Below are 13565 nucleotides of genomic sequence, written 5' to 3'. Positions count from 1 at the left end.
CTTCAGTAGTAGCCGCGCGGACGCAGCGGTTCGACACCGCCGACGTTGCTCATGTAGGTCTTCCACTGGTCGACGAGCGTGCTGATCACCGACGGGTTCTGCGCGGACACGTCGGTCGTCTCGCCGCGATCCGCCGCGAGGTCGTACAGCTGCCAGTGGCCGTCGAGCGGCCCGAGCGGCGGCTCGGTCCACAACGCCTTCCAGCGGCCGTCGGCGCTGCGCAGGTACGCGCGGCCGTACGCTTCGTCGCCGAACGGCGCGGTATGCACCTCGCCCGTCGCCGTGCCCGTCAGCACCGGCAGCAGCGACTGGCCGGTGACCGGATACACGTAGCGGTTGTTGTAGACGACCTTGCCCTTGTTCTGGTCGACGCCCGTCAGCGTGTTGACGAGCGGCGGCGCCGGCTGCGACGGCGGCGTGACGCCCGCGACCGCGAGGAACGTCGCCGTGTTGTCGGTCACGTGCGTGAACGCGCGCAGCGTCGGCAACTGCTGCGTCTGGCCCGGCAGGCGCACGATCGTCGGCGTCGAGACGCCGCCTTCGGCCGAATAGCCCTTCGTGAGCCGGAACGGCGACGCGCTCACTTCGGCCCAGCGCAACCCGTACTGCAGGCGCTGCGCGTTCTGCTTGCCGTTGTCGGTGCCGAGCGTCGAATAGATCGGGTCCTGCCCGTTCGCGGTATCGGTCGCCGTCGGGTCGGCGCCCGAATCGATCGGCCAGCCTTCCGCGCCGTTGTCCGACTGGAACATGATGAACGTGTTGTCGTATTCGCCGATGTCCTTCAGGTGCTGGATCAGCAGGCCGATGTTGTAGTCGAGGTTCTCGACCATCCCCGCATAGATCTCCATGTAGCGCGCCTGAGCCTTGCGCTCGGCCGGCGACAGGCTCGCCCACAGCTTGTCGACCTTGCCGGGGCCGTAGTCGCTGTAGCCGTCCGCGGCCGAATGCACCGCGCTGATGTATTTCGCGGCGGCCGTGCCGTTGTTCGCGGTCGCGGGCGACGCAGCCGTGGTTTCAGGCAGGCCGTCGAACGGCTTGAAATCGGCGGGGATCAGGCCGAGCGCCTTCTGCCGCGCGATCCGTGCGTTGCGGATCGCGTCGTAGCCGGCGTCATAGACGCCCGCGTACTTGTGCAGCCACGGCTCGGGCACCTGCAGCGGCCAGTGCGGCGACGTGTAGGCCGCGTACGCGAAGAACGGCTTGCCGTCGCGCTGGTTCGAATCGATGTACGAGATCAGCTTCTGCGTATAGAAATCGGTCGAATAGAACACGGCCGGGCTGCCGCCCGTGCCGCCCGGCTGCCCGGGCTGGCCAGGCTGCACGTAGCGGCCGTCTTCCGTGTAGTTCGACGAGCCGGCCGGCTCGTGCGCGAAGTGATTCGTCGCCGCGCCGCCGAGCAGCACGTAGCTGCGCTCGAAGCCCCACTGGTCGGGCGTCTGCCCGCTGCCCGTCGCGCTGCCGACGATCCCCGAGCCGATGTGCCACTTGCCCGCGATGTACGTGTGGTAGCCGGCGTCCTTCAATAGTTGTGCGAACGACAGCGCACGGTCGTTCAGGTAGCCCTCGTAGCCGGGCAGCCCGCGCCGTTCGTCGGTCGGTACGCCCATCGTGCCTTCGCCGACGAGATGGTGGTCGGTGCCGGACACCAGCATCGCGCGCGTGATCGCGCAGACGGTGCCCGTGTGATGGTTCGACAGGATGCGGCCCGACGCGACGAGCGCGTCGAGGTTCGGCGTGTTGATCTCGCCGCCGAATGCATGGATGTCGGAATAGCCGAGATCGTCGGCCATGATGTACAGGATGTTCGGGCGTTTCGCGGCCAGCGGCGGCGGGGTGTTCGTCTGGGACGACGGCGTATCGCTGTCGACGCCGCCGCACGATGCAAGCGACAGCGCGCCGGCAATCGCGGCGCAGACGACACGGAAACGAAAGGCATGCAACGGCGACGCGGACTTTTTCATTGTTCTGGAACGCTCGATCTACGGGATCGGCGATCTTAGCGTCGCGTGCGCGGCACCCAAAGTCCGATTCGTCACATGCTAACGGGGTGGCGGAATATGCGCGCAAACAGAATACCCGCCATCAGCACGCACACATATGCGCGTGCGCGATGCGCGCCGAAACCGCGCGCGGGAATCGTCGCAAGCACCGGAACCCGCGCTTTCGTCGGACGATTTCATGTGCGTAACGGGACGTTACGTCGTGTCGTTACGGCCGAACCCGTAGCAACACGTTACGTTTTCTCCGCCTCTGCATCGCCAGGAATTTTTAAATCACGATTTTCATAAAATATCGTCTGATTAAACTGTAATGCTCTATTTATAAAAGAAAGCTTGTTAATGAATATCGAACTCGCAAACGTTTTACGTGACGGAAATATGCAACTCAAAAATTAGACGAATAACGACTTAACAAAATATACCGTTTAAAACAACGGCAGGCATGCCTCTTGCTGACTTCCCCCACCATGTGCCGCGTTCCACCGGGAACGAATAACCCGAAAATCGGGCGGGGCCTTATTTCGTACAAATGATTCCGGGGTCGGGGAAATGGTATCGAGCGCAAGGAGGCGATTGGCCTGGGGGGCCGTGACGTGCCTGTCGCTATTCGCGACGGCGCGCACGCAGGCACAAGACACCGTCGACGCACCGCCGTCCGCGGCGGTAAACGGCGGGCATCCGATTGCGCCGCCCTCGACGCTGCTGAACGCCGAGCGCGTCCTTGAAGCCCCGACGCCCGCGCCCGGCGCGGGCCCGGCCGCGGCGAAGCCGGCCGCCGGCGCCGCATCGGCGGGCGCCCGGGCCGCCACCCGCCACGCCCTCCCGGAAGACCAGCTCGGCGGCACGGTCACGACCGATGCCGTGACGCTCGCCGGCCGCGATTTCTATACCTACTTCTCGCAGACTTGGTCGGAAATCCCGCTGAGCGAGCGCTACATGGTCGCCATTCACGAACGCCCGTCCGGGCGTTACGGCAGCCTGATCTGGGTCGAATTCCAGCAAAAGCGCGTATTCCAGACTTTCCTGCCGATCGCACGGGCAAACGTCAAGGCCGTGGCCGAAAGCGCCGCCGGTATTTCCTTTCAGACCGTCATTCAGGACGATCTGTCGAATTTGCTGTTTCCCGATTCGGATCTGGCCAAAGACGAAATTTAATCGATTAATCAAAAACGGGGGTTGGAGAAAATGAATCGAATCAGATTGAGCGTGATCGCGCTGGTCGCGATGACCGCGGTGTCGCCGTATGCGTGGTCGTCGACGCTGGTTTATCAGCCGAACAACCCGAATTTCGGCGGCAACCCGGCAAACGGTCCCAACCTGCTCAACGAGGCCAACGCGCAGAACAAGCATACGGATCCGTCGCTGTCGGCCTTTTCATCGCCGACGTCCACGTCATCGCTCGACCAGTTCAACGCGCAGCTGCAGCAGGCGATCCTGTCGCGCGTCGCCGGCTCGGTGACGAACTCGATCGTCGGCACCAACGGCGAGCTCAAGCCGGGGACGATCAGCACGGGCAACTTCACGATCGTCGTGAGTGCGGCCGGCAACGGCAACCTGCAAGTGACGACCACCGACAAGACGACGGGTGCGACCTCGACGTTCATCGTCAGCAACGGCCAATAAATCAAAAAACGACTGAGCGAATCATGAAAAAAAATGCTGAACGCACACGCGTGAACACGGGGACGACACGGATCGCCATGGGCGCGCTGTTGCTGATGTCGCTGGTCGGCTGCGTCACGCGGCCGATGCCGGCCTTGAGCAACGCGACGCTGACGCCGCCGACGCGCACCACGCGCGACCTCACGCACCTGCCGCCGCCGAAGGGCAAGATCGTCGCGGCCGTGTACGGCTTTCGCGATCTGACGGGGCAGTACAAGGCCTCGCCGGACAGCTCCTTCTCGTCGCAGGTCACGCAGGGCGGCGCGTCGTTCCTCGTCAAGGCGATGCGCGACTCCGGCTGGTTCACGCCGGTGGAACGCGAGAACCTGCAGGACCTGCTGACCGAACGCAAGATCATGCGCGCCACCGACGGCGCGGATGCGAAGAAGGCACAGAACGATGCGATGGCGCCGCTGATGCCCGCGAACATCGTGCTCGAGGGCGGCATCGTCGGCTACGACACGAACGTCCGGACCGGCGGGGCCGGCGTCGCGTACCTCGGGATCAGCGGGTCGACGCAATACCGGATCGACCAGGTCACGGTCAACCTGCGCGCGATCGACATCCGCACGGGCCAGGTGCTCAACAGCGTGTCGACGACCAAGACCGTCTACTCCTATCAGGTCGACACGGGCATCTATCGCTTCGTCGGCTTCAAGGACCTGCTGCAGGCGGAAGCCGGGCTGACACGTAACGAACCCGCGCAGATCTGCGTGAACGAAGCGATCGAATCGGCGCTCACGCACCTGATCGTCCAGGGGGTCGCGAACCAGACCTGGGTGCTGAAGAACGACCAGGACTGGTACGACCCGACGATGCAGCGGTATCTGCAGGAAGACCGGAAATACGCGCAGGACATGGAGGACGCGAACACCGCGTACGACCCGCAGAAGATCGATCGCTCGGGCGTGTCCACTCATTAACCGGCATCAGGCCGGCCAGCGGAGAAAACAGGATGAATCGACACCATGATCGAAACGGGCGCGCCCGCGTGGCATGGCAGGCGCTCGCGACCGTGTGGGCAGCGGCCGCCATGCAGGCGGCGTGTGCGGCACCCGTGCCGCTCAACGATCTCGGCCCGCCCGAACCGGCATTCGACTACAGCGGCAACATCGTCGCCGTGCGCCAGAGCGGTGTCGGCAATGCCGCGTCGCTGGACCAGGCCGGCCACAACGGTGCGCTGATCTGGCAGGCCGGCGACGGCAACGCGATCGTCGCGCGTCAGGCCGGCGCGCAGAACTGGATCGCGGCGTCGCAGGCCGGCGTCGGCAACAAGCTGAATGCGACGCAGCGCGGCAACGGCAACACGTTGCAGGTGCAACAGAACGGCGCCGGCAATTCGGTCGACTCGACGCAGGTCGGCACGTCGCTGTCGGCGCGCGTCACGCAGAACGGCAGCAACAACGCGGTGAACCTCGTGCAGGGCGGATCGAACGCCGGCATCCAGGTGATCCAGACCGGCAACGGTGCGCGCGCGACGGTGCTGACGCGGTAACGGTGACGCAGTTTGCAGGTGCTTTGCTTCAAGTGGTGTGAGGTGTGGGACGTGAGAGCGTCCTCAATTGGCGGGGGTGCCGGCAAAGACCCACTTTTCCGGCGAATTTTCTTTCGAATCAGGAGCAACAAATGAAGGTGACCAAGTCTGCAATCGCAATCGCAGTGCTGATGCTCGCATCGGCTGCGGCACAGGCCGATTCGTCGGGTAACAACGTGACCGTCGGGCAAACCGGTAGCTTCAACTCGGCAACCGTCGAACAGACGGCGACGAGCGGTGATTCGGTGTCGATCAACCAGTCGGCAGCCGGCGACGATCCTCGTTACGGGTTCGTCGCCAACGTGACGACCGTGGGCGGCAGCGGCGACACGACGGTGATCCAGCAGAACTCCTGGTGGGCGGAGCCGTATTCGAGCGTGAACGTGTCGCAGACGGGCACGTCGCATGAGCGGAACTATGTGACGCAGTCCGGTGGCGGCGACTTCTCGGCGACCATCACGCAGACGACGTCGGCCTACACGGGCGGCCCGCAATACGACACCAACACGATCAACCAGTACAGCTATATCGACAGCGCGTCGATCTCGCAGCAGGGCGGCGGCTGGAACGCGGTGACGATCAACCAGGGCTCGCCGAGCCAGTCGGCGATCGGCAACAACGCGACCGTCGCGCAGACGGACACGATCGGCAACACCGTCGGCATCACGCAGACCGGCAACAACGGCACCGCGAACGTCCAGACGACCTGGGGCGGCGGGAACGCGACGTCGATCACGCAAACGGGCGGCACGACCAACGCCAGCGTGACGCAGTTCGCCGAGATTGGCGACCAGGTCACGACGACCCAGAGCGGCACCGAAACCGCCACCGTGAATTCGTCGTTCGGCGGCGGCAACTCGACGACGATTTCGCAATCGGGCGGCGTGAGCGGCAACAACGCAGCGGTGCACCAGCTCGCGGCGGCCGGCAACGCGACGTCGATCACGCAGACCGCCGACGGCAACAACGCCACGGTCAACCAGTGGTTCGAGTCCGGCGACAGCGCGACGATCAACCAGTCGGCCGCATCGAACAACGCAACGATCACGCAGCAGTACGGCTACGGCAACGGCGCGTCCATCACGCAAACGGCCGCGTTCAACACGGCGTCGATCACGCAGAGCAGCTCGAACGGTTCGACGGCATCCATCACGCAGGCTTCGGCGGACAACGTGGCGTCGGTGACGCAGTCGGCATCGGGGTCGTCGACGACGGTGAGCCAGTCGGGCGACATCGGCAACTACGCCAATGCGTCGCAGACGGGTGCGGATGACCTGCTGAGCCTCTCGCAAACCGGTGGCTTCAACATCATCAACGCGTCGCAAGTGTCGGGCACGGGCAACCAGGGCTACGTGACGCAGATCGGCTACAGCAACAATGCCACGCTGCTGCAGCAAGGCAACGGCAACTACGCGAGCATCAGCCAGACGGGCGCCTTCAACACCGCATCGATCAAGCAGCACTGAGCACCGCCGGTGTAACGAAAAGGCCGGACGGTTGCCCGTTCGGCCTTTTTTTCATTCGACAGGGGACGATCATGGTCGGCATTCACGATCTCAACGCCTATTTCGACATCGCCGCCAGTGCCGGCGGCGTGAACATCGTGCCGCACGTGCGGGCGGCCGCGCCGGTCGACGTGTCGTACAGCCTGCGCATTACCAAAACCGGCGGCGCCGGCTCGGCCTCGCTCACACGCTCCGGCGAATCGCGACTCGCCGGCGGCGAGGATCAACCGCTTGCGACGCTGCGGCTGAGCGTCGATTCGGGCGACATCTGCACGGCGACGCTGGTATTGCACGTCAATGGCGAGCACGCGGAGTATTCGGTGGACTGCAATCCGCACCGGGCCGCGAATTGAGCCGGCGCGGCGCGAGCCTGTCGCGAACGCCGCACCGCGCCCGCCTCAATCATCCGACGCCAGCATGCGCGGTATCTCGTCGACGAGCGCATCGATGACCACGCGCACCTTCGACGGCACCTGGCGCGAGGCCGGCCGCACCGCGAACACTTCGGCGCCCGACACGCTGTTGCTGTCCATCACGAGCGCGAGGCGGCCGTCGCGCAGGTAAGGCGCCATCAGCCAGCACGGCAGCCACGCGAGGCCCGCGCCGGCGGCGGCCGCATCGGCGATCGCCTGCAGGTCGTCGAGCCGCAGGCGGCCGGCCGGGCGATGGTCGTGCACCGCGCCGTCCGCGCCGAGAACCCGCCACGGCGTCGGTTGCCCGCCGCGCGAATACGCGATGCCGACGTGCGACGCGAGCGCGTCGGGCCCCGCCGGCCGGCCATGACGGTCGAGATACGCGGGCGACGCGCAGATCCCCATGCGCTGCACGCCGAGCTTGCGGCCGACGAGCGCGCTCGTGTCGGCCAGCTCGCCGATGCGCACCGCGATGTCGAAGCCGTCGTTGACCAGGTCGGCCACGCGGTCGCTGAACGACACGTCGATCTCGAGCCGCGGATGGCGCTCGACGAGGCGCCGCATCACGGGCGCCACGCACTGCCGCCCGAACAGCACCGGCACGCTGACGCGCAGCCGCCCTGCCGGCTCGCGCTGCCCCGCGTCGAGCGCGGCCTCCGTCTCGCCGAGTTCGGCCAGCAGCCGCCGGCATTGCTCGTAATAGACGAGCCCCTCGTCGGTCAGGCCGAGCTGGCGGGTCGTGCGCTGCAGGAGCCGCGCGCCGAGGCGGCGTTCCAGCCGCGCGACGACCTTCGCGACGGCCGAGCGCGTGACGCCGAGCCGCAGCGCGGCCGCCGCGAAGCTGCCCGACTCCACCACGTCGACAAATTCGGCCACGCCTCTCAGCCGCTCGTCCATGCGATTCCGCTCCAGTTGGGTCACAGGGTTGTGTCCACACAGGCGACAGTCGTCGGCCGAATTCTCGCCAATGCGTCCGCGTGCGCAACACTATGATAGTCCGCTCTATCTCGAAAAGGAGTCGACATGCACGCATGGCAAGTGAAACCGGGCGACGGCGCGGCCGGGCTTCGGCGCATCGACGCGACACGCCGCGCGGTCGGGCCGACCGACGTCGTCGTGAAGATCCATTCCGCCGGCCTGAACTACCGCGACCTGATGTTCGCGCGCGGCGACTATCTCGGCATCGGCACGGACGCGCTGATCCCGGTGGCCGACGGCGCCGGCGAAGTCGTCGAAACCGGCCGCGACGTCACGCGCTTCAAGCCGGGCGATCGCGTGATCAACACGTACTTCCCGCACTGGATCGAGGGGCCGCCCACGCCGCGGAAAGTCTCGGGGTCGCCCGGCGCGCAATTCGACGGCGTGCTGGCCGAACACTTCGTGTCCGACGAAGCCGCGCTGGTCGCGATTCCCGCGCATCTGAACTACGACGAGGCGGCGACGCTGTCGTGCGCGGGCATCACCGCGTGGAACGCGCTGTTCGCCGACGGCGGCCTGCGGCCCGGCGCGACCGTCGTGCTGCTCGGCACCGGCGGTGTGTCGATCGTCGCGCTGCAGCTCGCGCATGCGGCGGGGCTGCGCACGATCGTCACGTCGTCGAGCGATGCGAAGCTCGAGCGCGCGCGCGCACTCGGTGCGGACGCAACCATCAACTATCGCGCGACGCCCGAATGGCAGCACGAAGTGCTGCGGCTCACCGGCGGCGCGGGGGCGGATCTGGTCGTCGAGGTCGGCGGCAAGGATACGCTGCCGCGCTCGGTCGCCGCGACGAAACTGGGCGGCATCGTGTCGGTGATCGGCGGCCTCAGCAGCTTCGCCGGCCCCGAACTCGGGCTGCTGTCGCTGATCGGCGGGATCCGGCAGTTGCACGGGATCATGGTCGGCAGCCGCGCGATGCTCGACGATGTCGTGCGGCTCGTCGACGCGAAGCAGATCCGGCCGGTGGTCGATCGCGTGTTCGGCTTCGACGAGGCGCCGCAGGCGTATGCCTATCTGCAGTCGGGGCAACACTTCGGAAAGGTCGTGATCCGCGTTGCGCAGTAAGCGCGTCGAGGCGGCGGGTCGCTCGGCCCGCCGCCTCTTCCGTCATCGCACTCAGAACTTGTGACGGATCCCCGCGTGAACCATCAGCTGCTTCGAGGTCGACGACAGGTCCGCCGCGCCGGGAACATAGGCCTGGTCGAGCGACGAGCCCGTCGCGTCGCCCGCGATCCGCTGGTACGCGCCCATCAGGTACACGTCCGTGCGCTTCGACAGGCTGTAGTCGGCCATCAGCCCGAGCGAATGGATCTTCGGCTTCGCACTGCCCGTCGTCGCGTCGTAGCGCACCGTCGTGTACACGTACTGCGCCCCGACGAACAACGCCGGCGTGAACTGGTATTTGCCGTTCACCTCGAAGTTCTGGTACTTGATCGACGACACCGTGCCCCCCGCGAGCGGGCCGGTCACCGGCTCGATCGTTTCGTCGCCGAACAGGTAGCCGACGTTCGCGGTCGGCCGCGTGACGTTGCTGTTCGTGTACGCGAACCCGACCGTCGCGGGCCCGGCCGTGTAGTTGATGCCCGCACCGAAGATCCGCAGCCGCGCCGACGCAAAGTTCGCATCGGCGCCGACCGATCCCGAGCCGGCGATCGCGCCGCCCGCCGTGGCGCCCGGGTTGTCCGCATTCAGGAAGGCTGCGCCGACCAGCAAGCCGCCCTGCTCGTACTGCGCGCCGACGCTCCACTGCCGGTTGTTCGCGAAGCCCGTGTCGTTGCTGAAGCTGTATGTGCCGCCGAACGAGAAGCCGGCGAAATCCGGGCTCGCATACTTCACCGTGTTGTTCACGCGGAACGTGTTGCCGGTGTTGTCGTTGTCGAGCGGATGCGAGAACGGGTAGACGCCCCAGCTGCCGTTCGCGGTCGTCGGCGCGAGATAGTCGACCACCGCATCGTATTGCCGGCCGAGCGTCAGCGTGCCGAACCGCGCGCTGCCGAGCCCGACGTACGCCTGCCGCCCGAACATGCGGCCGCCCTGCGCGAGCGTGCCGTTGTTCACGTTGAAGCCGCTCTCGAGCTGGAACAACGCGCTGTAGCCGCCGCCCAGATCCTCGGTGCCCTTCAGCCCCCAGCGGCTGCCTTGCGCGAAGCCGCTTGCCATCTGCCACGCGCTGTGGCCGCCGACGTTGTTCGTGTAGTCGATGCCCGCATCGACGAGGCCGTACAACGTGACGCTGCCTTGCGCGAATGCGAGCGCGGGCGCCGCACACAGCGCCGGGACCGCGACGAAAGCCAATCTCCAATTCATTCGTTTTCCTTATTTATCGTGTCGTGACTGCCCGTGTTCCGGGCGTCGCCGCTTACTTCGCGCCGTAAATGTCGAAGTCGAAGTACTTCTTGTTGATCCGCTGGTACGTGCCGTTCGCGAGGATCGTCGCAAGTGCGTGGTTGAAGGCGTCGCGCAGGTCGTTGTCCTGCTTGCGCAGCCCGAGCCCGTCGCCCTGCCCGAAGTACTTCACGTCGTCGATCGCCGCGCCGACGAACGCGAAATCCTTGCCCTGCGGCTTCTTCAGGAAACCGTCGCTGGCCGCGATCGATGCCTGGAACGCCGCGTCGAGCCGGCCCGTCACGAGATCGGCATAGACCTGGTCCTGGTTCTGGTACGACACGACCTGCACACCGGCCGGCTGCCAGTTCGCGACCGCGTAGTCGGCCTGCGCGGAACCCTGCTCGACGCCCACGCGCTTGCCCTTCAGCGCGTCGGCCGTCGGCAGCAGCGGCGAGCCCTTGCGCGCGACGAGACGCGCCGGCGCATTCGAGATCCGGTTCGTGAACGCGATCTGCTGCTGCCGCTTCGGCGTGATCGTCATCGACGACGCGATCACGTCGAACTTGCGCGCGAGCAGCCCCGGGATCATCCCGTCGAAACTCGACTCGACCCACACGCAGCGCGCATGCAGCTCCGCGCACAACGCGTTCGTGATGTCGATCCCGAAGCCCGTGAGCGTGCCGTCGGGCAGCTTGTATTCGAGCGGCGGGTACGTCGGATCGACCGCGAGGCGGATCTCCTTGCCCGCCCAGTCGCCCGCATGCGCCGCCCCCGCCGCCAGCGCCACCGCGAGCGCCGCCATCCGTTTCCATTGCTTCATTGCCAGTCTCCTTCCTTGTGTGAATCGTCAGTCAAAATCGTGCGGGCCCATCACGCGAGGTAGCGCTCCGCCAGTGCAATCCAGTAGCTCGCGCCGGTGGCGAGGCACGCGTCGTTGAAGTCGTAGCCGGGGTGGTGCAGCCCGCATCCGGCGGCGCCGTCGCCGTTGCCGATCGACAGGTAGCTGCCGGGGCACGCGTTCAACATGAACGCGAAGTCCTCGCTTGCCGCGATCGGCCGCAGGTGCGGGATCAGCGCACCGTCGCCGCCCCATTCGCGGGCGACGTCGCGTGCAAACGCGGTTTGCTCCGCGTGATTGACGAGCACCGGGTACGCGTGCCGGTAGTCGATTTCGGCGGTCGCGCCATAGCTCGCGGCCTGCCCGTGCACGATCTCGCGAATGCGCCGTTCAAGTAGCGCCCGCACGTCCGGCGACAGCGCACGCACGCTGAGTGCCAGATCCGCGTGCGGCGGAATCACGTTCGATGCGGCGCCGGCATGGATCGAGCCGGCCGTCACGATCGCCATCTCCTGCGGGTTCACGTTACGCGACACGACGGTCTGCAGCGCCATCACGATCGACGCGCACACGACCACCGGATCGATCGTCGTATGCGGGGCCGCGCCATGCCCGCCGCGCCCGATCACACGCACTTGCACCTCGTCGGCCGAGGCCATCGCCGGGCCGTCGCAGAAACCGAGCACGCCGGCCGGCAGACCCGGCACGTTGTGCATCGCGAACACCGCATCGCACGGAAACCGCTCGAACAGCCCGTCGTCGATCATCCGCTTCGCGCCGCCGAGCCCTTCCTCGGCCGGCTGGAAAATCAGGTTCAGCGTGCCTGTGAAGCGCTCCCGCTCGGCCAGGCAGCGCGCCGCCGCGAGCAGCATCGCCGTATGGCCGTCGTGGCCGCACGCGTGCATCACGCCGTCGCAGCGGCTCGCGTGCGGCAGCCCGGTCGTCTCGCGGATCGGCAGCGCGTCCATGTCCGCGCGCAGCCCCAGCCGCTTGCCGGGGCCCCGCGTCAACGTGCCGACCACGCCCGTGCCGCCGATCCCGCGCGTCACCCGATAACCCCACGTTGTCAGGAAACCGGCCACGAGATCGCTCGTCGCATGTTCCTCGAAGCCAAGCTCCGGATGCGCGTGCAGCCGGTGGCGCAGCGCGATCATCTCCGCCTCGATGGCCGCCATTTCCGGATGGATAGGTTTATGGTCCAACCCCGATTCTCCTCGATGCGTTCCGGTTGCCGATCGCCCGAATGACCGATCGTGTCCGCATCGTAGGCAGCGAAAATCCCGGCGAACAGCCGCGGTTTCGTTATGATGACAACCTTTCGTTGTCGGGTATCGCACCATGAGCACGATCAAGCTGCATCAGTTGCAGGCGCTCGTCGCGAGCGCGGAGGCCGGCAGCATCCGCGGCGCGGCGCGCACGCTCGGGCTGTCGCAGGCGGCCGTCACGCGCGCGCTGCGCGAGCTGGAGGCCAGCGAACGCCTGCCGCTGCTGGTCCGCGCGCCGGAGGGGATCGGCTTCACCGAATACGGGAAGACGCTGCTCACGCACGCGAAGCTCGTGCTGAAGCAGCTCGAACACGCGCAGAGCGATCTCGAGCGCATGCGCGGCCGCGTCGAGGGCCGGCTGAGCATCGGCGTCACGCCGTGGCTGACGATGACCTTTCTCGCGGAAGCGGTGCTGCGTTTTCGGGAGCAGATGCCCGACGTGCGCCTCGAACTCTACGAGGCGCTGATGGCCGTCGCGCAGCCGCTGTTGCGCGACGGCAGCATGGACTTCGCGCTCGGGCACGTGCAACCGGGCGGCACGCAGGAATTCGCGTTCGAGCCGATGCTGCGCTACGAGACCGCGGTGATGGTGCGCGCCGGCCATCCGCTCGAGCACGCGCGGTCGATCCACGACCTGCTCGACCACGACTGGGTGCTGAATTTCGCGGCCGACGGCCAGGCCGCGCTCGTCGATTACCTGTTCACGCGCCACGGCGCCAAAATCGACGAGCGGCGCATCGTGCGTGCGCAGTCGGTGGCGATGCTGCAGACGATGCTCGAGCAGGCCGACATGTGCACGTGGTGCCCGACGATCCTCGCGGCCGTGCCGTCGTTCGGCGAACGGATGCGCGCGTTGCAGTTGAAGGAGACCTTCGAGCCGCGCGACCTCGGGATCGTCACGCGGCGCAGCAGCACGCTCAGCGACGCGGCGCGCTGCTTCATCGACTGCCTGCTGCACGTGATCCGCCGGCATGCGCGCTCGGCACGCAAGGCGGATCTCGCGCTGTTCAGGACGCTGTCGTTGCTGATCTGACGCGCGGCA

At 66.6% G+C, this 13565-nt stretch carries 13 protein-coding genes; 8 read left to right on the top strand and 5 right to left on the bottom strand.

Going from position 1 to position 13565, the window contains the following annotated elements; all coding sequences use genetic code 11:
* Positions 1 to 2 precede the first annotated feature (2 nt).
* Entirely contained in the window at positions 3 to 1961 is a 1959-nt protein-coding gene (locus tag LGM89_RS06860; protein ID WP_089497687.1) for an arylsulfatase, read from the bottom strand.
* A 612-nt stretch (positions 1962 to 2573) separates the two neighbouring features.
* On the opposite strand from LGM89_RS06860, the gene LGM89_RS06855 reads away from it, so the two are divergent.
* The 6 genes from LGM89_RS06855 (at position 2574) to csgH (ending at position 7054) form a co-directional block, all read left to right on the top strand.
* Positions 2574 to 3155 carry a CsgE family curli-type amyloid fiber assembly protein gene (locus LGM89_RS06855; protein WP_181159269.1) on the top strand — a complete coding sequence of 194 codons (582 nt, stop codon included), beginning with the start codon at positions 2574 to 2576 and terminating at the stop codon, positions 3153 to 3155.
* A gap of 30 nt (positions 3156 to 3185) precedes the next feature.
* Positions 3186 to 3623 (top strand): curli assembly protein CsgF, encoded by a 438-nt coding sequence (locus tag LGM89_RS06850; protein ID WP_089428285.1) that lies wholly within the window; start codon positions 3186 to 3188, stop codon positions 3621 to 3623.
* A gap of 23 nt (positions 3624 to 3646) precedes the next feature.
* Positions 3647 to 4585, top strand: a complete 939-nt coding sequence (locus LGM89_RS06845; RefSeq protein WP_089497689.1) for a CsgG/HfaB family protein — start codon at positions 3647 to 3649, stop codon at positions 4583 to 4585.
* Between the two features lie 32 nt (positions 4586 to 4617).
* On the top strand, positions 4618 to 5157 hold the full coding sequence (locus LGM89_RS06840; protein ID WP_144023127.1) for a hypothetical protein: 540 nt from the start codon (positions 4618 to 4620) through the stop codon (positions 5155 to 5157).
* A 131-nt stretch (positions 5158 to 5288) separates the two neighbouring features.
* Positions 5289 to 6662: a beta strand repeat-containing protein gene (locus LGM89_RS06835; RefSeq protein WP_226272662.1), complete on the top strand. Its 1374-nt coding sequence runs from the start codon at positions 5289 to 5291 to the stop codon at positions 6660 to 6662.
* 71 nt (positions 6663 to 6733) lie between these two features.
* Positions 6734 to 7054 carry a curli-like amyloid fiber formation chaperone CsgH gene (gene csgH, locus LGM89_RS06830; protein WP_089497692.1) on the top strand — a complete coding sequence of 107 codons (321 nt, stop codon included), beginning with the start codon at positions 6734 to 6736 and terminating at the stop codon, positions 7052 to 7054.
* 45 nt (positions 7055 to 7099) lie between these two features.
* Here the strand turns inward: csgH and LGM89_RS06825 are convergent, their stop codons facing one another.
* Positions 7100 to 8011: a LysR family transcriptional regulator gene (locus LGM89_RS06825; protein WP_226272661.1), complete on the bottom strand. Its 912-nt coding sequence runs from the start codon at positions 8009 to 8011 to the stop codon at positions 7100 to 7102.
* Between the two features lie 126 nt (positions 8012 to 8137).
* Between LGM89_RS06825 and LGM89_RS06820 the strand changes: the two genes are divergently transcribed.
* Positions 8138 to 9157, top strand: coding sequence for a zinc-dependent alcohol dehydrogenase family protein (locus LGM89_RS06820; RefSeq protein ID WP_226272660.1), 1020 nt, complete (start codon positions 8138 to 8140; stop codon positions 9155 to 9157).
* Between the two features lie 51 nt (positions 9158 to 9208).
* Here the strand turns inward: LGM89_RS06820 and LGM89_RS06815 are convergent, their stop codons facing one another.
* From LGM89_RS06815 to LGM89_RS06805, 3 genes are read right to left on the bottom strand one after another with little or no spacing between them, the layout of a single operon-like run.
* Complete coding sequence (locus tag LGM89_RS06815; RefSeq protein ID WP_226272659.1) at positions 9209 to 10399, bottom strand: porin; 1191 nt, start codon at positions 10397 to 10399, stop codon at positions 9209 to 9211.
* A gap of 52 nt (positions 10400 to 10451) precedes the next feature.
* A complete protein-coding gene (locus LGM89_RS06810) occupies positions 10452 to 11240 on the bottom strand; it encodes an ABC transporter substrate-binding protein (protein ID WP_089457612.1) in 789 nt (262 codons plus the stop codon).
* Positions 11241 to 11290: 50 nt separating this feature from the next.
* On the bottom strand, positions 11291 to 12412 hold the full coding sequence (locus tag LGM89_RS06805) for a M20 aminoacylase family protein (RefSeq protein ID WP_226273008.1): 1122 nt from the start codon (positions 12410 to 12412) through the stop codon (positions 11291 to 11293).
* Between the two features lie 184 nt (positions 12413 to 12596).
* Between LGM89_RS06805 and LGM89_RS06800 the strand changes: the two genes are divergently transcribed.
* Positions 12597 to 13556 carry a LysR substrate-binding domain-containing protein gene (locus LGM89_RS06800; protein ID WP_089457611.1) on the top strand — a complete coding sequence of 320 codons (960 nt, stop codon included), beginning with the start codon at positions 12597 to 12599 and terminating at the stop codon, positions 13554 to 13556.
* Positions 13557 to 13565 lie beyond the last annotated feature (9 nt).

Origin of the sequence: Burkholderia sp. AU31624 (genome assembly GCF_020420065.1) — a bacterium.
Classification (GTDB): domain Bacteria; phylum Pseudomonadota; class Gammaproteobacteria; order Burkholderiales; family Burkholderiaceae; genus Burkholderia.
Note: the sequence above shows the minus strand (reverse complement) of the source record. Positions and strands in the feature narration are given on the sequence as shown.